General features: G+C 69.2%; 24 protein-coding genes. 12 read left to right on the forward strand and 12 right to left on the reverse strand.

The features are described 5' to 3' along the window. Positions 1-136 precede the first annotated feature (136 nt). From QQA12_RS05635 to QQA12_RS05650, 4 genes are all read left to right on the forward strand, one after another. The gene (locus tag QQA12_RS05635; protein ID WP_054664303.1) at positions 137-940 is read left to right on the forward strand and encodes a TlpA disulfide reductase family protein; all 804 of its coding nucleotides are present in this window, start codon (positions 137-139) and stop codon (positions 938-940) included. A 28-nt stretch (positions 941-968) separates the two neighbouring features. Next, entirely contained in the window at positions 969-1,772 is an 804-nt protein-coding gene (gene dsbG, locus QQA12_RS05640) for a thiol:disulfide interchange protein DsbG (protein WP_226050078.1), read from the forward strand. Positions 1,773-1,876: 104 nt separating this feature from the next. Beyond that, entirely contained in the window at positions 1,877-2,824 is a 948-nt protein-coding gene (locus tag QQA12_RS05645) for a cation diffusion facilitator family transporter (RefSeq protein WP_056932165.1), read from the forward strand. 70 nt (positions 2,825-2,894) lie between these two features. Further along, on the forward strand, positions 2,895-3,122 hold the full coding sequence (locus QQA12_RS05650) for a hypothetical protein (RefSeq protein ID WP_226050077.1): 228 nt from the start codon (positions 2,895-2,897) through the stop codon (positions 3,120-3,122). On the opposite strand, the gene QQA12_RS05655 is transcribed toward QQA12_RS05650, so the two are convergent. The 12 genes from QQA12_RS05655 to QQA12_RS05710 all read right to left on the reverse strand — a co-directional run bounded on the left by QQA12_RS05655 (position 3,123) and on the right by QQA12_RS05710 (position 15,184). Beyond that, positions 3,123-3,854, reverse strand: a complete 732-nt coding sequence (locus tag QQA12_RS05655) for a sulfite exporter TauE/SafE family protein (RefSeq protein ID WP_226050076.1) — start codon at positions 3,852-3,854, stop codon at positions 3,123-3,125. It abuts the gene before it with no gap. Between the two features lie 2 nt (positions 3,855-3,856). Next, on the reverse strand, positions 3,857-4,057 hold the full coding sequence (gene ccoS / locus QQA12_RS05660) for a cbb3-type cytochrome oxidase assembly protein CcoS (RefSeq protein ID WP_054664316.1): 201 nt from the start codon (positions 4,055-4,057) through the stop codon (positions 3,857-3,859). Then, positions 4,057-6,486, reverse strand: a complete 2,430-nt coding sequence (locus QQA12_RS05665; protein WP_226050075.1) for a heavy metal translocating P-type ATPase — start codon at positions 6,484-6,486, stop codon at positions 4,057-4,059. The genes ccoS and QQA12_RS05665 overlap by 1 nt, the downstream gene beginning before the upstream one ends. An 8-nt stretch (positions 6,487-6,494) precedes the next feature. Continuing rightward, positions 6,495-6,998 carry a FixH family protein gene (locus QQA12_RS05670; RefSeq protein WP_226050074.1) on the reverse strand — a complete coding sequence of 168 codons (504 nt, stop codon included), beginning with the start codon at positions 6,996-6,998 and terminating at the stop codon, positions 6,495-6,497. After that, the gene (locus tag QQA12_RS05675; protein WP_056932170.1) at positions 6,995-8,545 is read right to left on the reverse strand and encodes a 4Fe-4S dicluster domain-containing protein; all 1,551 of its coding nucleotides are present in this window, start codon (positions 8,543-8,545) and stop codon (positions 6,995-6,997) included. The genes QQA12_RS05670 and QQA12_RS05675 overlap by 4 nt, the downstream gene beginning before the upstream one ends. A gap of 147 nt (positions 8,546-8,692) precedes the next feature. Then, the gene (locus QQA12_RS05680; protein WP_054664328.1) at positions 8,693-8,992 is read right to left on the reverse strand and encodes a hypothetical protein; all 300 of its coding nucleotides are present in this window, start codon (positions 8,990-8,992) and stop codon (positions 8,693-8,695) included. Next, positions 8,989-9,927: a cytochrome-c oxidase, cbb3-type subunit III gene (gene ccoP / locus QQA12_RS05685; protein ID WP_054664331.1), complete on the reverse strand. Its 939-nt coding sequence runs from the start codon at positions 9,925-9,927 to the stop codon at positions 8,989-8,991. The genes QQA12_RS05680 and ccoP overlap by 4 nt, the downstream gene beginning before the upstream one ends. Further along, a complete protein-coding gene (locus QQA12_RS05690) occupies positions 9,927-10,085 on the reverse strand; it encodes a cbb3-type cytochrome c oxidase subunit 3 (RefSeq protein ID WP_082393911.1) in 159 nt (52 codons plus the stop codon). Before QQA12_RS05690 ends, ccoP begins: the two co-directional genes overlap by 1 nt. Beyond that, positions 10,082-10,711 carry a cytochrome-c oxidase, cbb3-type subunit II gene (gene ccoO / locus QQA12_RS05695; RefSeq protein WP_054664334.1) on the reverse strand — a complete coding sequence of 210 codons (630 nt, stop codon included), beginning with the start codon at positions 10,709-10,711 and terminating at the stop codon, positions 10,082-10,084. The genes QQA12_RS05690 and ccoO overlap by 4 nt, the downstream gene beginning before the upstream one ends. 15 nt (positions 10,712-10,726) lie before the next feature. Next, positions 10,727-12,166: a cytochrome-c oxidase, cbb3-type subunit I gene (ccoN, locus tag QQA12_RS05700; RefSeq protein WP_054664337.1), complete on the reverse strand. Its 1,440-nt coding sequence runs from the start codon at positions 12,164-12,166 to the stop codon at positions 10,727-10,729. A gap of 195 nt (positions 12,167-12,361) precedes the next feature. Beyond that, entirely contained in the window at positions 12,362-12,820 is a 459-nt protein-coding gene (gene azu / locus QQA12_RS05705; protein WP_054664340.1) for an azurin, read from the reverse strand. Between the two features lie 300 nt (positions 12,821-13,120). Further along, the gene (locus tag QQA12_RS05710) at positions 13,121-15,184 is read right to left on the reverse strand and encodes a 3-hydroxyacyl-CoA dehydrogenase NAD-binding domain-containing protein (RefSeq protein ID WP_226050072.1); all 2,064 of its coding nucleotides are present in this window, start codon (positions 15,182-15,184) and stop codon (positions 13,121-13,123) included. A 312-nt stretch (positions 15,185-15,496) separates the two neighbouring features. Here QQA12_RS05710 and rpoE point away from each other — a divergent pair, with 312 nt between their 5' ends. From rpoE to era, 8 genes are all read left to right on the forward strand, one after another. Continuing rightward, positions 15,497-16,117: an RNA polymerase sigma factor RpoE gene (gene rpoE, locus QQA12_RS05715; protein ID WP_054664342.1), complete on the forward strand. Its 621-nt coding sequence runs from the start codon at positions 15,497-15,499 to the stop codon at positions 16,115-16,117. Continuing rightward, positions 16,114-16,992 (forward strand): sigma-E factor negative regulatory protein, encoded by an 879-nt coding sequence (locus tag QQA12_RS05720; RefSeq protein WP_226050071.1) that lies wholly within the window; start codon positions 16,114-16,116, stop codon positions 16,990-16,992. Before rpoE ends, QQA12_RS05720 begins: the two co-directional genes overlap by 4 nt. A 124-nt stretch (positions 16,993-17,116) precedes the next feature. Beyond that, entirely contained in the window at positions 17,117-18,634 is a 1,518-nt protein-coding gene (locus QQA12_RS05725; protein ID WP_226050070.1) for a DegQ family serine endoprotease, read from the forward strand. A gap of 154 nt (positions 18,635-18,788) precedes the next feature. Then, positions 18,789-20,582, forward strand: a complete 1,794-nt coding sequence (lepA, locus tag QQA12_RS05730) for a translation elongation factor 4 (RefSeq protein WP_054668627.1) — start codon at positions 18,789-18,791, stop codon at positions 20,580-20,582. Positions 20,583-20,625: 43 nt separating this feature from the next. Then, positions 20,626-21,444: a signal peptidase I gene (gene lepB, locus QQA12_RS05735; protein WP_054664350.1), complete on the forward strand. Its 819-nt coding sequence runs from the start codon at positions 20,626-20,628 to the stop codon at positions 21,442-21,444. Positions 21,445-21,471: 27 nt separating this feature from the next. Next, entirely contained in the window at positions 21,472-21,840 is a 369-nt protein-coding gene (locus QQA12_RS05740) for a DUF4845 domain-containing protein (RefSeq protein ID WP_056932176.1), read from the forward strand. Continuing rightward, the gene (gene rnc, locus QQA12_RS05745; RefSeq protein ID WP_054664356.1) at positions 21,833-22,507 is read left to right on the forward strand and encodes a ribonuclease III; all 675 of its coding nucleotides are present in this window, start codon (positions 21,833-21,835) and stop codon (positions 22,505-22,507) included. The genes QQA12_RS05740 and rnc overlap by 8 nt, the downstream gene beginning before the upstream one ends. After that, complete coding sequence (gene era, locus QQA12_RS05750) at positions 22,504-23,403, forward strand: GTPase Era (protein WP_226050069.1); 900 nt, start codon at positions 22,504-22,506, stop codon at positions 23,401-23,403. Before rnc ends, era begins: the two co-directional genes overlap by 4 nt. Positions 23,404-23,448 lie beyond the last annotated feature (45 nt).

The following is a 23,448-nucleotide window of genomic DNA, read 5'->3' on the forward strand; positions in this document are numbered from 1 at the left end:
AGGGCTTATCCGCAACGGTCCATGCCAACGTGTCATCCAGCGTTTTTTCTTTCGCTTTGCCTCCAGCGTGCGCGCAACTGCCGGATGTGATCCGGCTCCTTCCCGTTCAGGTTTACCTGCCGCATGGCGCTGCGCCATGTCGGTGATCAGTGCCGGGCCGTTTCCGTTGATGGCGGTGCTGGGTCTGGTCGCGGCCCTGATCGCCTGGTTGTTCGCGCGCGGGATGGCCAGTGCCGCCGATGGCGCACGCCGCCGCGCCGGCGCGGTGGTGCTCGACGCGTTCCTGCTCGGCGTCCTGGGTGCGCGCGTGGCGCACGTACTGTGGCACGCGGCGGACTATCTGCCGCAGCCGCTTTCGATCATCCGCCTGGGCGATGGCGGGTATTCGGTCTGGGCCGGCGTGGCCGTGGCGTCGGCCTATGCGTTGTGGCGGACCCGGCGCCAGGCTCCGCGCAGACCGGTATTGCTCGGGTTGGCCGCGGGCGCCGCGTTCTGGCTGGTCGGCAGCATGGCGCTGTTCGCGGTGCAACGCTCGACCATCGTCCTGCCCGACATCGTATTGAGCGACATGCAGGGCAGCGCGGTGCCGCTGTCCGCCCACGCTGGCAAACCGCTGGTGGTGAACCTGTGGGCGAGCTGGTGCGGTCCGTGCCGGCGCGAGATGCCCACCCTGGCGCGCGCGCAGGCGGAGCACCCGCAGGTGGCCTTCGTATTCGCCAACCAGGGTGAGGACGCCAGCGAGGTTGCCGATTACCTGCGCGCCGAAATGCTGGCGCCGGGGAACATTCTGCTGGATCCGGAGTCGGAGCTGATGCGCCTGACCGGTGCGCGCGCGCTGCCGACCACGCTGTTCTTCGACGCCGACGGCCGGCTGCGCCGCGCGCACATGGGCGAGCTGTCGCGGGCCACGCTGGAAATGCGCCTGCGCGAGCTGCAATGACTTCCCGATTCCTCCTGCGAGATATGCGATGACCCGTTCCCGTCCCCTCCTGCTGTTGCTCTCGGCCTCGATGCTGGCGCCGGCCGCCTGCGCCCGCGATGGCGGCGCCGCGCCGCCGGCCTCCCCCCAGGCTGCCAGCACCGCCGCCGCCGAGCCGGAGGTGGTCAAGACCCTGCGCGGGCAGGGTGTGGAGTTCATGGGCACGTTCGACACGCCGGTGGGATTGACCGGCTACGCCGGCGTCGCCGGGCAGCGTCCGCTGGCGGTGTACGTGTCCAGCGACGGGCAGCATGCGATCGTGGGCACCCTGGTCAATGCCAAGGGCGAAGACGTCGGTGCGGCCAAGCTCAAGGAGCTGGTGTCCGGGCCGATGGGCGCCAAACTGTGGCAGCGGGTCGAGGCCAGCCACTGGGTAGCCGACGGCAAGGCCGACGCGCCGCGCATCGTGTATGCCTTCAGCGACCCCAACTGCCCGTACTGCAATCGCTTCTGGGAAGCCGCACGCCCGTGGGTGGAGTCGGGCAAGGTGCAGATCCTGGTGGGGGTGATCCGCGAGGACAGCGCCAACAAGGCCGCGGCGATCCTCGGCGCGGCGTCGCCGGAGCAGGCGCTGCAGCAGAACGAGCGCGATTTTTCCCGCGGCGGCATCAAGGGCCTGGCCAAGGTGCCGGCCGAGATCGAGGCCAAGCTGCGCGACAACGAACTGGCGATGCTGGAGCTCGGGTTCCAGGGCACGCCGGGCATCGTCTTCAAGGACGCAGACGGCAGCGTACAGACACGTTCGGGCCTGCCGCAGGGCGACGACCTGCAGGCGGTGCTGGGACCGCGCTGATCGCGGCACCAGTGGGTTGAGCACGACGCTGCGGGCGGCGGTGATGTAATAGTCTCCGCCGCACCGGGCTGGCTAAGCTGGCGGCGTCCTGCACGGAGCCCGCCATGAGCCACGACCACAACCACGTCCCCAGCGAGATACGCCACGAAAAGCCCCTGTGGTGGGCGCTGGCGCTGACCTCGTCCTACCTGGTGGTGGAGGTGGTCGGCGCGTTCATGACCAACAGCCTGGCGCTGTTGTCCGATGCGGCGCACATGGCCACCGACGCACTGGCGCTGGTGATCGCGCTGACCGCGGTGCGGCTCAGCCGGCGCCCGGCCGATGCGCGCCGCACCTATGGCTACGCGCGGCTGGAAGCGCTGGGCGCGCTGGCCAACGGCGGCCTGCTGTTCGCGGTCGGCCTGTACATCCTGTGGGAGGCCGTGGGCCGCTTCCGCGAGCCACAGGCCGTCGCTTCCACCGGCATGCTGTGGGTGGCCTGCTTCGGCCTGCTGGTGAACCTGATCGCCATGCGCCTGCTCAGTGCCGGCAGTGGCGAGAGCCTGAACGTCAAGGGCGCCTACCTGGAAGTGTGGAGCGACATGCTGGGCTCGGTGGCGGTGATCCTCGCCGCGCTGGTCATCCGCTTCACCGGTTGGACCCTGGTTGATCCGATCCTCGCCGTGCTGATCGGCCTGTGGGTGCTGCCACGCACCTGGGTGCTGCTGCGCGACGCGCTGAACGTGCTGCTCGAAGGCGTGCCCAAGGGCATCGCGCTGGCCGACGTGGAGCAGGCGCTGCGCGGCCATGCCGGCGTCACCGGCATCCACGACCTGCATGTCTGGGCGCTGGGTTCGAGCACGCCGGCGTTGACCGCGCACGTGGTGACGACGGCCACCGGCCAGGACGCGGACACGCTGCGGCGCGCGCTGGCCGCCATGCTGCACGAGCGCTTCGGCATCGATCACGTGACCCTGCAGGTGGAGGCCGACCATTGTGGCGATGCCTGCGCCGTGCACGCGCGGCAGGGCGCGCACGACGACGGGCACGACGGCCACGATCACGGGCATTGAGCGGCATTGCCGGCGGGCCACGTAGGTGTCGTATCCTCGGTGACACGGCACCGCGCAGCGGAGGCCGTGCATGAAAACCGCGCAGGAAATCGTCGATTCGCGCCTCGTGCTGCGTTCGCTCTGTGCCGCGCTGGCGTATCGGGTGCATCAGGTCGCCATCGGCGACATCCCGTTCGATTACTGGCTGCCGGTGTCCCTGCTCGGCGCACTGTATGCCGCATGCCTGTTCGGCCATGTCGCGCTGAAGGGCCGGCTGCCGTCGTTCATGGCCAGGGCCGGCGGTTCGGCCGGCGATTGATCAGCGGGATTGCAGTGGCTGGCAGCCCAGCGCGCTGAGCACCCCATGCAGCGCCGGCACCTGCATCAGCCACGGGGTGGCGATGGTCAGCAGGCCGGCGGCGAGGATGAAGCCGGCCAGCGCCACGCGCAGGCCCGGGCGCTGCAGCCAGCGGCCCATGCGCGCACCGGACCAGGTCAGCGGCAACATCACAGGCAGGGTGGCCAGGCCAAACACGGCCATCACCAGCGCGCCACCGAGTGCGTTGGCCTGCAGCCACGCCACGCTCAGCAGGCTCAGGCTCAGGCCGCAGGGCATCCAGCCCCACAGCGCGCCCAGCGCCAGGCGGCGCCACGCGCGGTCCGCCGGCAGCAGGTGCCGGTGCAGGGGTCGCAGCCATTGCCACAGCTGCTGGCCGGGACGGGCCAGCAGGTCCAGGCGGCCGCCACGGCCGAGCAGGCGCAGCGCCAGCAGGACCAGGGCCAGGCCGGCGGCGACGCGCACGCCCAGCGCCAGGGTGTCGCTGCGCGCCAGCCGCAGGATGCCGCCCCCCAGTCCACCGGCCAGCGCGCCGGCCACGGTGTAGCCGGTGACACGGCCGAGATTGGCCTGCCAGGCGACGCTCAGGGCGCGGCCCGGGGCCATCGCCGGGAAGCCGGTGGCGATGCCGCCACACATCACCGCGCAGTGCAGCCCGCCGAGCAGGCCGGCGACGAACGCGGCGGTCAGGACCGGGATGTCCAGTGGCAACACGTTCAGTCGCGACCGCTCGGCTCGCCGGCACGCGCGTGGGTGTCGCCGGCGGGCGGCGCGGGACGGTCGTTGTCCTCGAGGATGTCCAGCGCCGGGGTGTCGAGATCATCGAACTGGCCGCGCTTTACCGCCCAGACGAAGGCGGCCACGGCCAGCCCCAGCAGGATCAGGCTGATCGGGATCAGCATCAGCAGGATGGCCATCAGGGTGCCTCCATGGGTGTCTTGAGCCGCGCCAGGCGCAGGGCGTTGAGGGTCACGATCAGCGATGACAGCGCCATGCCCAGCGCTGCCAGCCACGGCGTGACCCAGCCGGCCGCGGCCAAAGGCAGCGCCAGCAGGTTGTAGCCGGTGGCCCAGGCCAGATTCTGGCGGATGATGCGCTGGGTGGCACGTGCCAGCGTGATCGCGGCCGGAATCCGGCGCAGGCCGCCGCCGGTGGTGACCAGGTCGGCGGCACGGTGCGCCAGCGAGGCGCCTTCGCCCATGGCGATGGAGACGTCGGCGCCCGCCAGCACCGGTGCGTCGTTGAGGCCGTCGCCAACCATCGCCACCACCCGGCCTTCGGCCTGCAGGCGCCGCACCAGCGCCAGCTTGTCTTCCGGCGACTGCCGCGCGTGCGCATCGTCCAGCGCCAGTGTCGCGGCCATGCGGCGCACCGCCGCCTCGCCGTCGCCGCTGGCCAGGTGCACGCGCAGGCCCTGCGCGCGCAGCGCGGCCAGCGCCTGCGCGGCGTCGTCGCGGGCGCGCTCTTCCAGTACGAAGCGGGCCGCGGCGCGCTGGCCGTCGCCCAGCCACAGTGCGCCATCGTCCTGGCGCGCGGCGGCGAAGTCGGCCCGGCCCAGGCGCCAGTGGCGGCCATCGACCACCCCCTGCACGCCGCGCCCGGGAACCGCCTCGACCCGTGCCGCGCCGAGGGCGGTGGCGTCACCGCGGGTGAAGGCGGCGGCCAGCGGATGGCCGCTGTCGCGCTCCAGGGCCGCGGCGATATCCAGTGCGCCGGCCGTATCCAGCGCGGGGTCCAGCACCTGGGTGGCGGCCAGCACCGGGCGGCCGTCGCTGAGCGTGCCGGTCTTGTCGAACACGATGTCGGTGGCGCGCGCCAGCGTGTCCATTGCATCCGCACGTACCGCCAGCAGGCCGATGCGGGCCAGCGCGCCGTGCGCGGTGGCCAGTGCCGCCGGCACCGACAGCGACAGCGCGCAGGGACAGCTGATCACCAGCAGGGCGAGGGTGACCTCCAGCGCGCGTTCGGGCTGGTAGTGCCACCAGCCGGCGAACACGACCAGCGCCACCGGCAGCAGTGCCAGCACGAAGCGGCTGCCGATGCGATCGGCCAGGCGGGCCAGCGCCGGCCGGTGCGCCTGGGCCTGTTCGACCAGCCGCGCCAGCTGCGACAGGCGCGTGGAAGTGCCGGTGAGGGTGACGCGCAGCCGCGCCGGGCGTTCACGACAGACGGTGCCGGCATAGACCGGCTCGCCGGGCTGCTTGCGTACCGGGGCCGATTCGCCGGTCAGCAGCGCCTCCTCGAACCAGGCCTCCTCGCCGCCGTCGCCGAGCAGCACGCCATCGGCCGGTACCGCTTCGCCGGCCGCCACGCAGGCCACGTCGCCGACGCTCAGCGCCGCCAGCGGCACCGCTTCGCGCTGGCCGTCGGCGTGTTCGCGGGTGGCGAAGGCCGGGCGCGCGCGCGCCAGCGCGTCGACCTGGGCGCTGGCCACCGAGCGCGCGCGCTGTTCGAGCATGCGCGCGGCCAGCAGCAGGAACACGAACATCACCGCCGCGTCGTACCACACATGCGGCCCGCCACGGATGGTCTCCACCAGGCTGGCCAGGTAGGCGAGCAGGGTGGAGCTGGCGATCAGCACGTCCATGCCCAGGCGGCGCTCGCGCAGTTCGCGCATCGCCCCTGACAGGAATGGCCAGCCGGAGTAGAACACCACCGGCGTGCACAGCAGGAACGTCAGCCAGCGGAAAAAATCACGCGTGGGCACCGGCATGGTGCTGTTGAAATCCAGGTACAGGGCTTCTGCCAGCATCATCGCCTGCAGCATGCCCAGGCCGGCGATGCCCAGCCGCAACAGCCAGCGCCGGCGTTCGCGGGTGCGCTGCCGCTCGGCGGCCTCGCTGCCGGCCAGGTACGGGCGGTAGCCGAGCATCGCCAGCCGCTGCAGCGGTGCCGACAGCGCGGTGCGGGCCGGGTCCCAGGCGATGCGGATGCGGCCGGTGACGGCATTGGCGCCGCAGTCGATCACGCCCGGTTCGCGCGCCAGCGCACGATCGATCAGCCAGGCGCAGGCGGCGCAGCGCATGCCGTCGGTCAGCAGGGTGATCTCGCGGCCGCCATCGACCGCGCGGCTGTGCTCGGCCTGCACGTCGGCGCGGTCCCAGACCGCCAGATCGGGCAGCACTTCGCCCACGCGCGCGCCATTGGCGCTGCGCAGGCGGTAATACCCGTCCAGGTCGGCGCTGGCGATCCACTCGGCGGCCGCGGCGCAGCCATGGCAGCAGAACGCATGCGTGCTGCCGTCCAGCGTCGCCATGTGGGGCTGGGCCGGCAGTGTTTCGCCGCAGTGGTGGCAGGTGCCGGTGGCCGCCATGACGGCGGGCGACCGCGCCGGATCGGCGATCACGTCCGGGCTCAGTGTTCCCCGCCCAGCGAGGGAGAGAGGCGGGCGGCATGCTGCTGCTTCGGCAGCCGGCCGTGCAGGCGCCAGCGGCCTTCGCCGTCGCGCAGCTGCACGACCCAGTCGTGCTCGCCGTCCACGGCCTGCTGGACACGCCAGCCCGGGCCCTGCGGCAGCAGTTCCAGGCGCAGGTCGTCGGACTGGCGGGTGGGGTGTTCCAGCACCAGCTGCAGCGGGGCGCCGGTGGCGAACTTGCCGGTGGCCGGGAGTACTTCGACCACGCCGTCCTCCACACGCAGCACCGCGCTCAGGCCCAGCTTGGCGGCCGCTTCGTCCGGCCCCAGGTCGGTGGTCTGGATCTGCGACACGCGCTGCACCGGATCGGACACCACGTCGGCGCCGCCGGAGCGCACGGCGATGATCACCAGCCCGACGCCGGCCACGATCGACAGCAGCGGCAGGCCGACCACCAGCCAGAACACGGGGACCCGCCAGGGGGATCTGGAACGTTCGTTCATTGCACCGGACCAAAGAAACTGCTTTCGACGACGCGCTTTTCGCCGCCACCCTCGCGCTCGACCACGAAGCGCAGCGCACGGCGGCCGCTGACCTCGCCGTCGGCCACCACGTTCAACGCCACCGGCAGCACCTGCTCGGGACCGGCCTGGACCTCGGTCTGGCCCTGCAGGCGCAGGCCGGCGTCGGCAGGCTCCAGGGTGATGCGGTAGCGCCGGGTTTCCTGGCTCTTGTTGATCAGCTTGAGCGTGTAGTCGTTGGCGATGCTGCCGTCGGCGGACTGCCGGTACAGGGCGTTGCGGTCGCGCAGCACTTCGGCGATGAGCTCGCTGCGATGGCCCACGCCCCACACCCAGGCACCGCACAGCCCCAGCAGGAGCAGGCCGTAGACGAAGATGCGCGGGCGCAGCACGCGGGTCGGCTTGCCGTCGATGGCGTTCTGCGTGGAGTAGCGGATCAGGCCATGCGGGTAGCCCACCTTGTCCATGACTTCATCGCAGGCGTCGATGCAGGCACCGCAGGCGATGCACTCGTACTGCAGGCCGTTGCGGATGTCGATGCCGGTCGGGCACACCTGCACGCAGATGGTGCAGTCGATGCAGTCGCCCAGTTCCTCGGGGGCGAACTTCGGCAACGGCGCGACGTCGGCCAGCTCGCCGTCCCAGGTGATCGTGCCCTTGGCGTGCGCGGCCTGGGTGGCGGCGGACGGATGGCGCCCGGCGCGGAATACATAGTCATAGGCGACCGACGGGATCAGCAGGCCGCGCGCGCGCTCCAGTACGCTGGTCAGGCCGCGCTTGCGCGGGCCGCGCGGTTCGCCGCGCATCGGGTCGTAGGCGATCAACAGCGTGTTGCGGTCGAACATCGCGCTCTGGAAGCGCGCATACGGGCACATGTACTTGCATACCTGCTCGCGCAGGACGCCGGCGTTGCCCCAGGTGGCCAGCGCGTAGAACAGCACCCAGAAGGTCTCCCAGCCGCCCCACTCGAACGGCAGCAGGCGCGCGCCCAGGTCCTTGATCGGGGTGAAGAAGCCGACGAAGGTGAACCCGGTCCACAGCGCGAACAGCAGCCACAGCAGGTGCTTGCTGCCCTTGCGCAGCACCTTCTCGCGGTTCCACGGGCCGGCATCGAGCTTCATGCGCCGCGGGCGGTCGCCCTCGGTCCAGCGCTCCATCCACAGGAAGGTCTCGGTCCACACCGTCTGCGGGCATGCGTAGCCACACCACAGGCGTCCGGACAGCGCGGTCGAGAAGAACAGCGTCATCGCCGCGATGATCAGCAGCAGCGCCAGGAACAGGAAGTCCTGGGGCCAGAACACCAGCCCGAAGATGTAGAACTTGCGTGCCGGCAGGTCGAACAGCACGGCCTGGCGGCCGTCCCACGACAGCCATGGGAACAGGTAGTACATGCCCAGCAGCCACACCACCGCGGCCACCCGCAGGCGGTTGAAGCGTCCCGAGACGTCGCGCGGATAGACCTTGCGCTCGCTGACGTAGAACGAATTGCCCTGTTCGTCCACGACATCCAGCGGAATGCGCTTGCTCATGGCAGGCGTCCGGTGGCGGGCGGCGAGGGCGGAAGCGGGAACGGGCGGTTGACGGTCATGGCGTATGCGGGGCGTGTTGCTGCGCGGGAGCGGTCAGTATCGGTTTGAAACGAATGCAAGGAAGCGACGGATTGTCGCAGCCGCCGCTCAGCGGTCCGGCGGCAGGGCGCGGTTGAAGCGGCTGGCGGGCCGCAGCAGGATCCAGGTGAACAGGCTGGACGAGGCGGTGGCCAGCCAGAACATGGCGAAGCCCAGCGTATAGCCGAGCTCGCGTGAAATCTGCAGGTCCGGGAAGGTCATGTCGCGCAGCGTCAGCGGGTCGACGAAGGCGAAGAACACCATCGTCGCCACGCCGGCGGCGAAAAAGCTGGGCCAGGCGATGGCCCCCACGCGCTGGGCAAGCGGACGTGGGGGGTGGTCGAAGCGTGGCTCGCTGAAGTCGGTCACTTTGCGCTCGTGCTGGCCTTGGTGTCAGCCTGATTATGCGACAACGACCAGACATAGGCAGCGACCAGGCGGACGCGGGTCTCGCCGAGCAGTTCGCGGTGCGCCGGCATGCTGCCGTGGCGGCCTTCGGTGATCGTCTTGTACAGGCTTTCACGGCTGTTGCCGTAGAGCCAGTAGTTGTCGGTCAGGTCCGGCGCGCCGATGTCCTGGTTGCCCTTGCCGTCGACCCCATGGCAGGCCACGCAGACGCCCTCGTAGAGCTTCTTGCCGCGGGCGGCCATGTAGTTGTTCTGCAGGGTTTCCGGGGCCGACAGGGTGCGCACGTAGGCGATGGTGTAGTCGATCGCCTCCGGGCCGCCCATGCCGGTGAGCACGGTACCCCACTCGGGCATGATGCCTTCGCGGCCGTCCAGCACCGTTTCCAGGACGCGCTCGGGCGAGCCGCCCCAGTGCCAGATGTCGTCGGTCAGGTTCGGGTAGCCGATGGCACCCTGGCCCGAGGAGCCGTGGCAGGTGGCGCAGGTGTTGCCGAAGATCGAGCGGCCCAGCGCCAGTGCCTTGGGATCCTTGGCCAGCTGGTCGATCGCCTTGCCGGCATACGGCTTGAAGGTCTGCTCGAGCTTGGCGTCCTCGACGGCCTTCTCCTTGGCGTGCTCGCCCTTGGAGGTCCAGCCGCTGTAGCCGGGGATGTTGCCCAGCCCGCCATACCAGAACAGGTAACCGATGCTGAAGAAGATGGTCAGGTAGAACAGGTTGATCCACCAGCGCGGCAACGGCTTGTTGTACTCGGTGATGTCACCGTCCCAGGTATGCAGCGTGTCCTCGGGCTTCGGGTCGCCCGGACGGCGGCGCGCGGTCCACCACAGCAGCCACACGCAGCCCAGGATGTTCAGCGCAACCAGGGCGATGACGTACCACGTCCATCCCATGCTCATCATCCGCGCTCTCCCCCGTTGCCGTATTGCACGTTGTCATCTTCCAGCGGCAGGCGTGCCGCATCCTCGAACTCACGCTTGCGCTTCGGGCTCCAGGCCCAGATCCAGCCGCCGACGAACAGCACCAGCAGCAGCGCGGTCACGATGCCGGAGATCATTGCTGGCCTCCCCGCGGCGCGTGCCGGCCCAGTCCCTGCAGGTAGGCGACGACCGCGTCCAGCTCGGTCTTGCCCTTGACGTCCTCTGCGGCGCTGGCGATCTGCTCGTCGCTGTAGGGGTCGCCCAGGGCCTTGAGCGCGCTCATGTGCCGGGTCACGGTGGCGCCGTCGACCTGGTTCTTCTCCAGCCATGGGAAGCTGGGCATGTTCGACTCGGGCACCACGTCGCGCGGATTGATCAGGTGCACGCGGTGCCAGGCATCGGAATAACGGCCGCCGACACGCGCCAGGTCCGGACCGGTGCGCTTGCTGCCCCACTGGAAGGGACGGTCGTAGACCGATTCCCCCGCCAGCGAGTAGTGGCCGTAGCGCTCGGTCTCGAAGCGCAGGGTGCGCACCATCTGCGAATGGCAGTTGTAGCAGCCTTCGCGGACGTAGACGTCACGGCCGGCCAGTTCCAGCGCCGGGTAGGGCTCGACGCCCTCCAGTGGCTTGATCGCCTCGGCCTGGAACATCAGCGGCACGATCTCGGCCAGGCCGCCGAACGACACGGCGACCGCGATCAGCACCGCCATCAGGCCGACGTTCTTCTCGACTTTCTCGTGGGGATTCTTGTTCTCGCTCATGGGGTTCCTTCCTCCTCAGGCACGCACTTCGGAGGCGTCGACGGGCAGCAGCGGCTGCGGTTCGATCGCGGGGGCGGTACGCCAGGTACGCCAGACGTTCCAGGCCATCAGGCACATGCCGCTCAGCACGACCAGGCCGCCGCCGAGGCGGATCAGGTAGTACGGATAGGTGAACTTCAGCGATTCGACGAAGGTGTAAGTCAAGGTGCCGTCGTCGTTGGTCGCGCGCCACATCAGGCCCTGCATCACGCCGGCGATCCACATCGAGGCGATGTAGAGCACCACGCCGATGGTGTGCAGCCAGAAGTGCGTGTCGATGGCCTTGACCGAATACATCTGCTCGCGGCCCAGCAGCTTGGGCATCAGCGCGTAGATCGAGCCGATCGAGATCATCGCCACCCAGCCCAGCGCGCCGGCGTGGACGTGGCCCACGGTCCAGTCGGTGTAGTGGGAGAGCGAGTTGACCGTCTTGATCGACATCATCGGGCCTTCGAAGGTCGCGATCATGTAGAACGACACCGCCACGATCAGGAACTTCAGGATCGGGTCGGTGCGCAGCTTGTGCCACACGCCGGACAGGGTCAGCACGCCGTTGATCGCGCCACCCCACGACGGGGCCAGCAGGATCAGCGAGAACACCATGCCCAGGGACTGCGCCCAGTCGGGCAGGGCGGTGTACTGCAGGTGGTGCGGGCCGGCCCACATGTAGACCGCGATCAGCGCCCAGAAGTGCACGATCGACAGCCGGTAGGAGTACACCGGGCGGCCGGCCTGCTTGGGCACGAAGTAGTACATCATTCCCAGGAAGCCGGCGGTCAGGAAGAAGCCCACCGCGTTATGGCCGTACCACCACTGCACCATCGCATCCACCGCGCCGCTGTAGACCGAGTAGGACTTGGTCGGGCCGGCCGGGATGGAGATGTTGTTGACGATGTGCAGCAGCGCGATGGCGATGATGAAGCTGGCGTAGAACCAGTTCGCCACGTAGATGTGCTTGACCCGGCGCTTGGCGATGGTGCCGATGAACAGCACCGCGTAAGCCACCCACACCGCGGCGATCAGGATGTCGATCGGCCATTCCAGCTCGGCGTATTCCTTGCCCTGGGTGTAACCCAGCGGCAGGGTGATGGCCGCGGCCACGATCACCAGCTGCCAGCCCCAGAACACGAAGGCCGCCAGCTTGTCCGATATCAGCCGGACGTGGCAGGTGCGCTGCACCACGTGCAGGCTGGTCGCTATCAGTGCACAGCCACCGAAGGCGAAGATCACCGCATTGGTATGCAGTGGTCGCAGCCGCCCGTAGCTGAGCCACGGTATGCCTTCGCCGAGCGTCGGCCAGTAAAGCTGGGCGGCGATGATCACGCCTACCAGCATGCCCACGATGCCCCAGACCACGGTCATCACCGCGAACTGGCGCACCACCTTGTCGTTATACGTCCCCTGCACGCTTTGCATGCGGCCTGATCCTCGGTCTGAACGGGGAAAATCATCCCCCGTGTGGAGCACTCCGGGCATTGACTTGAATCAATGCGTGTCCCGGGCGGTTTGCAGCCATCCAGGGGGTGTGTTCCATGGATGCCATGCTGAACAGTATATGACGGAGGCCCGGGCGACAGGGTCGCCCGGGCCTCCGATGCATTGCGAGGTGAATCAGCGGGTTACGACCAGCTTGCCCTTCATCATGGCCGAATGGCCCGGGAACGAGCAGTAGAAGCTGTAGTCGCCGCCGGCGGTCAGCTTGTTGCCCGGGAAGCGGACCTGGGTCTTCTGTCCGCCACCGATCAGGGTGGTGTGGGCGATCACCCGCGCATCCTTGGGCTGCACGTAGTTGTTGGCGACGCCGGCACGGATCGCGTCACGGTTGACGCCGGCCATGTCGGCGGTGGTGGAGACCACCACGTTGTGGCCCATGGCGGTGGCCGGAAGCTTGCCGGTGTGGGTCAGTTCGATGGTGACGGTGGCGCAGCTGGCCGAAACGGTGGCTTCCTTGAGATCGAACTGCATCGCGTCGTTGCCCTTGAGCGAGACAGTGCAGTTGCCGGCAGCCTGGGCCGCGCCCGCGGCGCCGACGAGGGCTAGGGCGAGGAGAAGACGGCGCGAGGTTTTCATGGGTGTTGCTCCTGTGGGATAGGCAATGGACGCGGCGCGGGGCCTGGTCGTCACGGCCTGGCGCGACACTGCGCCAGACGACGCGCATAGAGTCGTTCCAGGCGGGCTTCATCGCCTTGATCTGGGTCAATCAATCCAGCGCTGGCGCATGCCGGCACGCCATGCATTCATCCACCATCCACCGGTGAGTGCGCGGCCGCTGCCGCCGCCGTGGCGGCAGGGTCGATGGGTGCGTGCGCAGGGTGCGCCCGGGGCTGCCACGCCGCCCCGGGGAGCCTGCCTGCGTGCCGGACCGGCCGCTCAGGCAATGGGTGCGCGCAGGACCGGCATGTCCCAGCCCGGACGCGGTGCGAAACGGTCGCCGTGGCGTGCCTGCAGGGTCCGGAGTTTTTCCACCAGGGCATCGGCGCCGGTGGCGCGGACGTGCTGGATCGGGCCGCCGCGGAACGGCGCGAAGCCGGTACCGAAGATCACCCCGGCATCGAGCAGGTCGGCATCGGCCACCACGCCATCGTGCAGGCAGGCCACCGCCTCGTTGAGCAGCGGCAGGATCAGGCGGTCCTCCAGGTCCGACGGCGCCTGGTAGTCCCTGGCCACTTCCGGCTTCACCGCGCGGCCGTTCTCCCACTTGTAGATGCCCTGGCCATCCTTCTTGCCGCGCTTGCCCGGTTCCACGGCGGCCAGCGCGGCCGGGATCTGCAGGCCTAGGAACGGCGCCAGCTCCCTGCCGACGCTGGCGGCCACGTCCAGGCCGACGGTGTCGAGCAGTTCGATCGGGCCCATCGGCATGCCGAACCTCACCGCGGCGCGGTCGATCACCGGGCCGGGGATGCCTTCGGCATAGGCGGTGGCCGCCTCCAGCATGTACGGGAACAGCACGCGGTTGACCAGGAACCCGGGGGTGCCGGCCACCGGCACCGGGAACTTGCCCAGCGCCTTGCAGAATGCGGCCAGCCGCTGTTCGGTCTCCGGTGCCATGCGGTCGTGGTGGATGATCTCCACCAGCGGCATCTGCGCCACCGGGTTGAAGTAGTGCAGGCCGGCGAACCGGGCCGGCTGCGCGATGTGTTCGCGCAGCTCGTCCAGCGGGATCGAGGAGGTGTTGGTGGTCAGCAGCGCGTCGGCCTTCAGCCGCGGCTCCAGCGCCTGGTAAAGCTCGCGCTTGGCTTCGGGGTTCTCGATGATCGCCTCGATCACCAGGTCGGCGCTGGCCACGCCGTCGCCGGCCAGGTCGGGCTTCAGCCGTGCAGCCACTTCCGGGCGCCTGGCCGGATCCTTCACCTTTTTCTCGAACAGGGCCTGGGCACGTGCCATGGCCGGGTCGATGAAGCGCTGTTCGCGGTCCTGCAGGGTCACGTCGAAGCCCTTGTAGGCCGCCCAGGCGGCGATGTCGCCGCCCATCACCCCGGCACCGACCACGTGTACGTGGCGGATGTCCGACGCCTTGCCGCCCAGCGCCTTGAGCCGCTCGGTCAGGAAGAAGATGCGGATCAGGTTGCGCGCGGTCGGGCCGCCGGCCAGCTTGACCACCGCGCGGCGCTCGGCGTCCAGACGTGCCTGGATGCCGCTGCCGCCGCTGCGCTCCCAGGTCGAGATCAATGCGTATGGTGCCGGGTAATGTTCCTTCTTCGCCTTGCGCGCGACCTGCTTGGCCATCTGCGGCGCCAGGATCCTGCGTGCGAGCCAGGTGTTGGTGGCCCAGGCGGTGGCGCGCTGCTTGAACGGCCGGGTCACGCCCGACTGCAGCAGCGATATCGCCGCGTCGACCAGGACCGCCGGTGCGGCGACCTTGTCGACCAGGCCGATGCCGCGTGCGGCCGAGGCCGACAGGGTGCGCCCGGTCAGCATCATGTCCATCGCCGCCGGGGCGCCGACCAGGCGCGGCAGGCGCGCGCTGCCGCCCCAGCCCGGGAAGATGCCCAGCTGGGTCTCGGGCAGGCCGATGCGGGTGGACGGATCGCTGGACGCCACGCGGTAGCGGCAGGCCAGGGCCAGTTCGGTGCCGCCGCCCAGGCAGTGGCCGTGGATCGCGGCGACGGTGGGGCAGGGCAGCTCTGCCAGCTTCTGGTAGGTGGACTGGCCGCGGCGGATGGCGTCGTTGACGGTGCCGCGGCGGTCGAACTCCTGGAACTCCTTGAGGTCGGCGCCGGCGATGAAGCCGGCGGCCTTGGCCGAGCGGACCACCACCCCCTTGGGCGGGTCGATCGCCAGCCGTTCGACGATGTCGCCCAGCTCCAGCAGCACGTCCTGTGACATCGCGTTGACCGGACTGTCGCGGCGGTCCAGGGCGAGCACGACGAAGCCGTCGTCGCGGATCTCGGCCTGCCAGTGAGTGAAGCGGAGCCCATCGAAACCTGAAAGCATGGGACGTTCCATCCGGTTGTGTATGGAGAAGATCGCTATGATCCAGAGGTTGTTTCCCCGGCGTCAAATCCCAATGCTCTGGGAAGCAGGGGCGTTCGTGCCGGCCGGTCGTGGCCGACAGGCTATCCGAACGCAGGTTGCAGGGTGTGTACGTGCCCTTCGCGCGCCAGGCCGTGGCGCGGGGGCGGTGGCCGCAATGTAAACATGCTCTGAAGGACGGTGCGGCGCTCCGGGGACCGGACGCTGAACTTTTTCCGCCACAGGCGGTCTCATTGCCCGACGTCGGTTGGGCTGACAGGAGTGCGGCCCTTTATGGCCGAGGTTGAAACACCGCAGGAGCTGGATCTGGAGCTGGTCCGGCGCGTGCAGCGCGGCGAAAGCGCGGCGTTCGATGTCTTGGTGCGCAAGTACCAGCACCGCATCGTCGCGTTGATCGGGCGCTACATCGCCGACTGGAGTGAATGTCAGGACGTGGCCCAGGACACTTTTGTTCGCGCCTACCGCGCGATCGGGAATTTCCGTGGCGACGCCCAGTTCTATACCTGGTTGCATCGAATCGCAGTGAATACCGCCAAGAATTACCTTGCCGCGCACAACCGGCGCCCGCCGACCGACGATATCGATATCGGCGATGCCGAGCAGTTCGACGCCGGTGCGCGCCTGCGCGACACCGACACGCCCGAACGCGAACTGATGCGGCAGGAACTGGAACAGACCGTGATGAAGGCGGTCGACGCGCTTCCCGAGGAGCTGCGTTCGGCCATCACGTTGCGAGAGGTGGAAGGCATGAGCTACGAGGAAATCGCACACAGGATGGGCTGCCCGATCGGTACCGTGCGTTCGCGGATATTCCGTGCCCGCGAGGCCATCGACGTGCAGTTGCGTCCGCTGCTGGATACCGCCAGCGCCACCCGTGAAAGGAGCCGCGCATGAATGTTTCCGGCCGCGTCGATGCGGCGGCGGGCAATACCGCCGACAAGTTCGAACTTCATTACCGGCAGCAGTTGTCGGCACTGGTCGATGGCGAGCTGCCCACCGACGAGGCGCGTTTCCTGCTGCGCCGGCTCGAGCACGACGGCGAGTTGTCCGGCTGCCAGGAGCGCTGGCAGCTGCTGGGCGACGTGCTGCGCGGCCAGGCCTGCGCCCCGGCACCGGCCGGCTTCGACCTCAGGATCCGCGCGGCGATCGAAGCCGGCGCGGTGCAGGCCTCCCCGGCATCCGAACGGCAGGCGCGTCGCGGTGGCTGGCGGCGCTGGGGCGGGGGCGCCGCGCTGGCGGCCTCGGTCGCGGCCGTGGCCCTGTTCATGGCGCGCGGGCAGTTGCCCGGACCGGCCGTGCCGGAGACCGTGATCGCCACCGCCGCACAGGTTCCGGCGGCCACGGTGGTGGCCGATGCCGACCCGGCCGCGGGTGCCGGTACCGAGGCTGGCACCGAGGCCGGGCTGGCCGCCGCGGCGCCTGCCGTGGCCGCCGTGGCGTTGCGGCGTGCGGATGCATCGGTGCGGCGTGGCAGCGCCACCCGTACCCAGCAGGCGGCGCGCAGCGTGGCCGCACGCCAGGCCGAGCCGGCGCGCGCGGTGGCCGCGCAGGCACCGCCGCCGGCGCTCCGCCGCGATCCGTTCGCCGACCCTGGTGGCGTGCTGCAGGCGCGTCCATGGCCGCGCTCGAGCCTGTCGCCGGCACTGTCGGGCACCGCCCTGAATGCCAGCGCGCCGACGGAAGGCGGGGCGACCTTCTACCCGTTCGAGCCGCGGCTGCCATCCCAAGGGGGACAGGCGGCCCCGGACGCGCAGCCGGCGCGGCCCTGAGCAGGCACTTCTTTCCGCACCGGCGGCCATGCGCGGCGGGTGCGGTTTCCCGGGATTTCCCCGTCTGGCGCTCGATGCCGGGCGGAGCGTGTTTCTTCACTTTCCAATCGGAGGCTCGAGTCTGATGACCCACCGTATCCATACGCGGCTGTTCGGCCTGCTGGCAATGACCCTGCCGCTGGTCGCCTGTGCCCAGAGCAACGCCCCTACCGCTCCCGCCGAACAGGCGGTCGCCGCGCGCCCGGCTGCGCCGGCCCCGCAACTGGTGAGCGGCCTGCCCGATTTCACCCAGCTGGTGGACCGGGTCGGGCCCGGCGTGGTGAACGTGGAGACCGTGATCGGCTCGCGGCGCGGTCCGCGCATGGCGGGCGGCGCGCGGCCGGACATGGACCAGCTGCCGGAGTTCTTCCGGCGCTTCTTCGGCCCGAACTTCCAGATGCCCCGCGAGGCGCCGGAAGACGGCCCGCGCGGCCGCGGCATGGGCTCGGGCTTCATCATTTCCGCTGACGGCTACGTGCTGACCAATCACCACGTGATCGACGGCGCCGAGACGGTCAAGGTCAAGCTCAGCGACCGCCGCGAGTTCGACGCCAAGGTCGTCGGCAGCGACGAGCAGTACGACGTGGCGCTGCTGAAGATCGACGCCAAGGGCCTGCCGACCGTTCGAGTGGGCGATTCCAATACGCTCAAGCCCGGCCAGTGGGTGGTGGCGATCGGCTCGCCGTTCGGCCTGGACCATTCGGTCACCGCCGGCATCGTCAGTGCCACCGGCCGCAGCAACCCCTACGCCGAACAGCGCTACGTGCCGTTCATCCAGACCGACGTGGCGATCAACCAGGGCAATTCCGGCGGCCCGCTGCTCAATACCCGCGGCGAAGTGGTCGGCATCAATTCGCAGATCTTCTCGGCGTCCGGTGGCTACATGGGCATCAGCTTCGCCATTCCGATCGACCTGGCGATGAGCGCGGTCGAGCAGATCAAGAAGACCGGCAAGGTCAGCCGTGGCCAGCTGGGCGTCATGGTCGGTGCGGTGACTGCCGATATCGCGCAGGGCTTCAAGCTGCCGGACAGCCGCGGCGCGCTGGTCAACCAGATGGTCGAGGATTCGGCCGCTGCCAAGGCTGGCGTGCAGCTGGGCGACGTCATCCGCTCGGTCAACGGCACCGAGATCGCCGCCTCCAGCGACCTGCCGCCGCTGATCGGCGCGATGCCGCCGGGCAGCAAGGTCCGGCTGGGCATCCTGCGCGACGGCAAGCCGCGCGAGATCAGCGTGACCCTGACCGAACTGGCCGAGGACGCGGCACGCCCGGCCAATGCCCCGGCCGCGGCCGGCGGCGACAAGCCGCAGGCCGGCGCCAATGCCCTACTGGGGCTGGAGGTGGCCGACCTGACGGCCGCCGAGCGCCGCCAGCTGGGGCTGGACGCCGGCGAGGGTGTGCGCATCACCGCGGTGAACAGCCAGGCGGCGCGCGAGGCGCGGCTGTCGCCGGGCATGGTGGTGCTGCAGGTCGGCCGGACCCCGGTCGGCAGCGTGGCCGCGCTCAACCGCGAGCTGGCCGGCTACAAGAAGGGCGACGTGGTGATGCTGCTGGTGCGGGCGGGCGGCAACAGTGCCTTCGTCGCGGTCCGGGCCGGCGGCTGAGTCTGGCCTTCATCAAGCTGTACGCAGGGGCCGCCTCCGGGCGGCTCCTGCCGTCCGGGCCGGCGGTCTGTGCGGGCTGGCCGCCTGGCGTGCGATAATGGCGCGTTATCCTGACGACGCGACGCGCCGCCGCCACCTTATGTCTGCCGATTCGATGCGGAACATCCGCAATTTCTCCATCATCGCCCACGTCGACCATGGCAAGTCCACCCTGGCCGACCGCATCATCCAGATCTGTGGCGGCCTGACCGCGCGCGAGATGGAAGCGCAGGTCCTGGACAACAACCCGATCGAGCGCGAGCGTGGCATCACCATCAAGGCGCAGTCGGTGTCGTTGCCGTACACCGCGCGCAATGGCGAAACCTACTACCTGAACTTCATCGACACCCCCGGCCACGTCGACTTCTCCTATGAAGTCAGCCGTTCGCTGGCCGCCTGCGAGGGCGCGCTGCTGGTGGTGGACGCGGCGCAGGGCGTGGAAGCCCAGTCCGTGGCCAACTGCTACACCGCGGTCGAGATGGGCCTGGAAGTGGTGCCGGTGCTGAACAAGATCGACCTGCCGACCGCCGACATCGAGCGTGCCAAGGCCGAGATCGAGGCGGTGATCGGCATCGACGCCACCGACGCGGTGCCGGTGTCGGCCAAGACCGGCCTGAACGTGGAGGAGGTGCTGGAGGCCATCGTCCACCGCATCCCGCCGCCGGCCCCGCGCGATACCGACAAGCTGCAGGCGCTGATCATCGACTCCTGGTTCGACAACTACCTGGGCGTGGTCTCGCTGGTGCGGGTGATGCAGGGCGAGGTCAAGACCGGCGACAAGCTGCTGGTCATGTCCACCGGCCGCAACCACCAGGTCGACGCGGTGGGTGTGTTCACCCCCAAGCGCAAGGTCACCGGCAAACTGTCGGCCGGCGAGGTGGGCTGGATCACCGCGTCGATCAAGGACGTGCACGGCGCGCCGGTCGGCGACACCCTGACCCTGGCCGCCGACCCGGCGCCGGCGCCGCTGCCCGGTTTCCAGGAAATGCAGCCGCGCGTGTTCGCCGGCCTGTTCCCGGTCGACGCCGAGGACTACCCGGACCTGCGCGAGGCGCTGGACAAGCTGCGCCTGAACGACGCGGCGCTGCGTTTCGAGCCGGAAAGCTCCGAGGCGATGGGCTTCGGCTTCCGTTGCGGCTTCCTCGGCATGCTGCACATGGAGATCGTGCAGGAGCGCCTGGAGCGCGAGTACGACCTGGACCTGATCAGCACCGCGCCGACCGTGGTCTACGAGGTGCTCAAGAGCGACGGCTCCATCGTGATGATGGACAACCCCGCCAAGCTGCCGCCGGTCAACCAGGTCGAGGAGATCCGCGAGCCGATCATCCGTGCCAACGTGCTCACGCCCGAGGAGTACATCGGCAACATCATCAAGCTGTGCGAGGAAAAGCGCGGCAGCCAGATCGGCATCAATTACCTGGGCAGCCAGGTGCAGATCAGCTACGAGCTGCCGATGGCCGAGGTGGTGCTGGACTTCTTCGACAAGCTCAAGTCGGTCAGCCGCGGCTACGCCTCGCTGGACTACCACTTCGTGCGTTTCGAGGCCGGTCCGTTCGTGCGCGTGGACGTGCTGATCAACGGCGACAAGGTCGACGCGCTGTCGCTGATCGTGCACCGCAGCCACGCCGACCGCCGCGGCCGCGAGCTGTGCGAGAAGATGAAGGACCTGATCCCGCGGCAGATGTTCGACGTCGCCATCCAGGCCGCCGTCGGCTCGCAGATCATCGCCCGTACCACGGTCAAGGCGATGCGCAAGAACGTGCTGGCCAAGTGCTATGGTGGCGACATTTCGCGCAAGAAGAAGCTTCTTGAGAAGCAGAAGGAAGGCAAGAAGCGCATGAAGCAGGTCGGCCGCGTGGAGATCCCGCAGGAAGCCTTCCTGGCCGTGCTGCAGATGGACAACAAGTGACCGGCGCCTGCCGCCGGGACCCGTGCATAGCGAAGGATGACGAATGAAATGGTTTGAAATCGCCCTGGTGGTGCTGACCCTGGGTTCGGGCCTGGTCCTGCTGCTGGACAAACTGTTCCTGGCCAAGCGCCGCGCGACCAAGGGTGGCCTGCTGGACAGCGAGGAACCGGCGCTCGTCGATTACTCGCGCGCGTTCTTCCCGGTGCTGGCGGTGGTGCTGGTGCTGCGCAGCTTCATCGCCGAGCCGTACAAGATCCCGTCCAGCTCGATGATGCCCAACCTGCTGATCGGCGATTTCATCCTGGTCAACAAGTTCGCCTATGGCATCCGCCTGCCGATCACCAACACCAAGGTGATCCCGACCGGCGAGCCGCGTCGCGGCGACGTGGTGGTATTCCAGTTCCCGGGCCATCCGGACATGCCCGGCGACCCGCAGCGCGGCGAGAATTTCATCAAGCGCGTCATCGGCCTGCCGGGCGACCGCATCGGCTTCCACGGCGACACCCTGTCGATCAATGGCCAGCCGCTGGCCTACGAGGTCAAGGGCGAGTACGTGGGCAAGGGCCGCGGCGCCGAAATGAACGGCGCCACCCTGCTCAGCGAGGCATTGCCGGGCCGCACGCATACCGTGCTGGAGTACCTGGGGCGCGCCAACCCGGCCGGCCAGGGTGACTGGCAGGTGCCGCAGGGCCAGTACCTGGTCATGGGCGACAACCGCGACAACAGCGACGACGGCCGTTTCTGGGGCTTCCTGCCGGAGCAGAACCTGCGCGGCAAGGCGTTCCTGATCTGGCTCAACTGCAGTGGCTGGTTCTGCAAGGACGGCTTCGAGCCGTCGCGGATCGGCTCGGGCATCCAGTAACCTAGGCGCAACCCGGGGGAGAACGCTATGAATCGCAAGCAAGGCGGCATGACGCTGACGTCGTTCCTGATGGTGCTGGCTGTGGTCGGTTTCGCCCTCTACGTCGGCATGAAGCTGTTCCCGATGTACCAGGAGTTCTACGCGGTCAAGACCTCGATGAAGGCCCTGGCCAAGGAGCCGGGCACGTCCGATCCGTCCAGGGCGCAGGAGCTGTTCTTCAAGCGCATGGACATGAACTACTCGGACAGCGTCAAGCGCGACAACATCAAGTTCGACCGCATCGATGGCGGCGTGCGCATGAACGTGAGCTATGAAGTGCGCCGCCCGCTGGTGGGCAACCTCGACATCGTCGGCCGCTTCGAGAACTCCCAGGACCTGACCTCGCACGGTGAGTAGGACGGTGACGCGGGGTGACCGCATCGGCCACCCGTTCCGGGATCCGGGTCTGCTGCAGCAGGCCCTGACCCATCGCAGCGCGGGCGCGCCGCACAACGAGCGCCTGGAATTCCTGGGCGACAGCATCGTCAACCTGATCGTGGCCGAGGCCCTGTTCGCCCGCTGGCCCAAGGCCGACGAGGGCGCGCTGACCCGGGCGCGGGCGGCGCTGGTGTGCGAAGGCGCACTGGCGGCCATGGCCCGTACCCTGGAACTGGGCCAGCGCCTGACCCTGGGGCCCGGCGAGATGAAGTCCGGCGGCCACCGCCGCGACTCGATCCTGGCCGATGCCTTCGAGGCGGTGGTGGCGGCGATCTACCTGGACGCCGGTTTCGAGGCCTGCCGCGCGCGGGTGCTGCCCTGGTTCGACGCGCCGATGGCCGCGGTGCCGGTCGGCAAACCCGAAAAAGACCCCAAGACCCGCCTGCAGGAATGGCTGCAGGCGCGGCAGAAGCCGCTGCCGGTCTATGAACTGGTATCGGAAACCGGCGATGACCATGCCCGGCATTTCCGGGTACGCTGCCGCCTGACCGACCCGGACGTGACCACCGAGGGCGAAGGCAGCTCCCGGCGGCTGGCCGAACAACAGGCGGCTGCGGCCGCGATCGAGCAACTGGATTCCAAGTGAACGACACCTCCTCCCACCGCTGTGGCAGCGTCGCCGTCATCGGCCGCCCCAATGTCGGCAAATCGACCCTGACCAACGCCCTGGTGGGCGCCAAGGTCAGCATCGTCTCCAACCGGCCGCAGACCACGCGCCACCGCCTGCTGGGCATCGCCACCTTCCCCGAGGGGCAGCTGGTGCTGGTCGATACCCCCGGGCTGCACCGCCAGCAGAAGCGGGCGATGAACCGGGTGATGAACCGTGCCGCGCGCAGCTCCCTGGAGGGCGTGGACGCCGGCCTGCTGGTGATCGAGGCCGGGCGCTGGGACGAAGAGGACACGCTGGCCTTCAACGTGCTGCGCGACGCCGGCATCCCGGTGCTGCTGGTGGTCAACAAGGTCGACCGCCTGAAGGACAAGGGCGCGCTGCTGCCGTTCCTGCAGGAGGTCACCGAAGGCCGCGATTTCGCCGGCGTACACCCGATCTCGGCGCAGAAGCGCAATGGTCTGGAAGCGCTGGTGCGCGACGTGCTCAAGCTGCTGCCCGAGGCCCCGCCGATGTTCGGCGAGGACGAGATCACCGACCGCAGCCAGCGGTTCCTGGCCGGCGAACTGGTGCGCGAGCAGCTGATGCGCCAGCTGGGCGAGGAACTGCCGTATGCGACCACGGTGGAGATCGAGCGCTTTGCCGAGGACGGCAACCTGCTGCGCATCGGTGCGGTGATCTGGGTCGAACGCGAGGGCCAGAAGGCCATCGTGATCGGCAAGGGCGGCACGCGGCTGAAGGAAATCGGCGCCAAGGCCCGCCTGCAGATGGAGCGGCTGTTCGGTGCCAAGGTGTTCCTTGAAACCTGGGTGCGCGTGCGCGAGGGCTGGTCGGACGACGAAGCCGCGCTCAGGGCCTTCGGGTACGGCGAGTAACCGGCAGGCGGGCGTGCCGGGCGGTCCGCCCGTCCGCGCCCGCGG

This window comes from Stenotrophomonas sp. 17(2023), from assembly GCF_030345315.1.
Lineage (GTDB): Bacteria > Pseudomonadota > Gammaproteobacteria > Xanthomonadales > Xanthomonadaceae > Stenotrophomonas > Stenotrophomonas acidaminiphila.

Excerpts from the sequence above, each read along its gene's own strand:
- lepA (WP_054668627.1), top strand. The coding sequence starts at position 18,789 with ATGCGGAACATCCGCAATTTCTCCATCATCGCCCACGTCGACCATGGC.
- rpoE (WP_054664342.1), top strand. The coding sequence starts at position 15,497 with ATGGCCGAGGTTGAAACACCGCAGGAGCTGGATCTGGAGCTGGTCCGG.
- lepB (WP_054664350.1), top strand. The coding sequence starts at position 20,626 with ATGAAATGGTTTGAAATCGCCCTGGTGGTGCTGACCCTGGGTTCGGGC.
- ccoN (WP_054664337.1), bottom strand. The coding sequence starts at position 12,166 with ATGCAAAGCGTGCAGGGGACGTATAACGACAAGGTGGTGCGCCAGTTC.
- QQA12_RS05710 (WP_226050072.1), bottom strand. The coding sequence starts at position 15,184 with ATGCTTTCAGGTTTCGATGGGCTCCGCTTCACTCACTGGCAGGCCGAG.
- ccoS (WP_054664316.1), bottom strand. The coding sequence starts at position 4,057 with ATGGCCATCCTGCTGATGCTGATCCCGATCAGCCTGATCCTGCTGGGG.
- QQA12_RS05635 (WP_054664303.1), top strand. The coding sequence starts at position 137 with ATGTCGGTGATCAGTGCCGGGCCGTTTCCGTTGATGGCGGTGCTGGGT.
- ccoP (WP_054664331.1), bottom strand. The coding sequence starts at position 9,927 with ATGAGCATGGGATGGACGTGGTACGTCATCGCCCTGGTTGCGCTGAAC.
- QQA12_RS05675 (WP_056932170.1), bottom strand. The coding sequence starts at position 8,545 with ATGAGCAAGCGCATTCCGCTGGATGTCGTGGACGAACAGGGCAATTCG.
- QQA12_RS05725 (WP_226050070.1), top strand. The coding sequence starts at position 17,117 with ATGACCCACCGTATCCATACGCGGCTGTTCGGCCTGCTGGCAATGACC.
- QQA12_RS05740 (WP_056932176.1), top strand. The coding sequence starts at position 21,472 with ATGAATCGCAAGCAAGGCGGCATGACGCTGACGTCGTTCCTGATGGTG.
- QQA12_RS05650 (WP_226050077.1), top strand. The coding sequence starts at position 2,895 with ATGAAAACCGCGCAGGAAATCGTCGATTCGCGCCTCGTGCTGCGTTCG.
- ccoO (WP_054664334.1), bottom strand. The coding sequence starts at position 10,711 with ATGAGCGAGAACAAGAATCCCCACGAGAAAGTCGAGAAGAACGTCGGC.
- azu (WP_054664340.1), bottom strand. The coding sequence starts at position 12,820 with ATGAAAACCTCGCGCCGTCTTCTCCTCGCCCTAGCCCTCGTCGGCGCC.
- dsbG (WP_226050078.1), top strand. The coding sequence starts at position 969 with ATGACCCGTTCCCGTCCCCTCCTGCTGTTGCTCTCGGCCTCGATGCTG.
- QQA12_RS05720 (WP_226050071.1), top strand. The coding sequence starts at position 16,114 with ATGAATGTTTCCGGCCGCGTCGATGCGGCGGCGGGCAATACCGCCGAC.
- QQA12_RS05690 (WP_082393911.1), bottom strand. The coding sequence starts at position 10,085 with ATGATCTCCGGCATCGTGACCGCGCTGCTGCTGGTGCTGTTCGTCGGC.
- QQA12_RS05670 (WP_226050074.1), bottom strand. The coding sequence starts at position 6,998 with ATGAACGAACGTTCCAGATCCCCCTGGCGGGTCCCCGTGTTCTGGCTG.
- QQA12_RS05645 (WP_056932165.1), top strand. The coding sequence starts at position 1,877 with ATGAGCCACGACCACAACCACGTCCCCAGCGAGATACGCCACGAAAAG.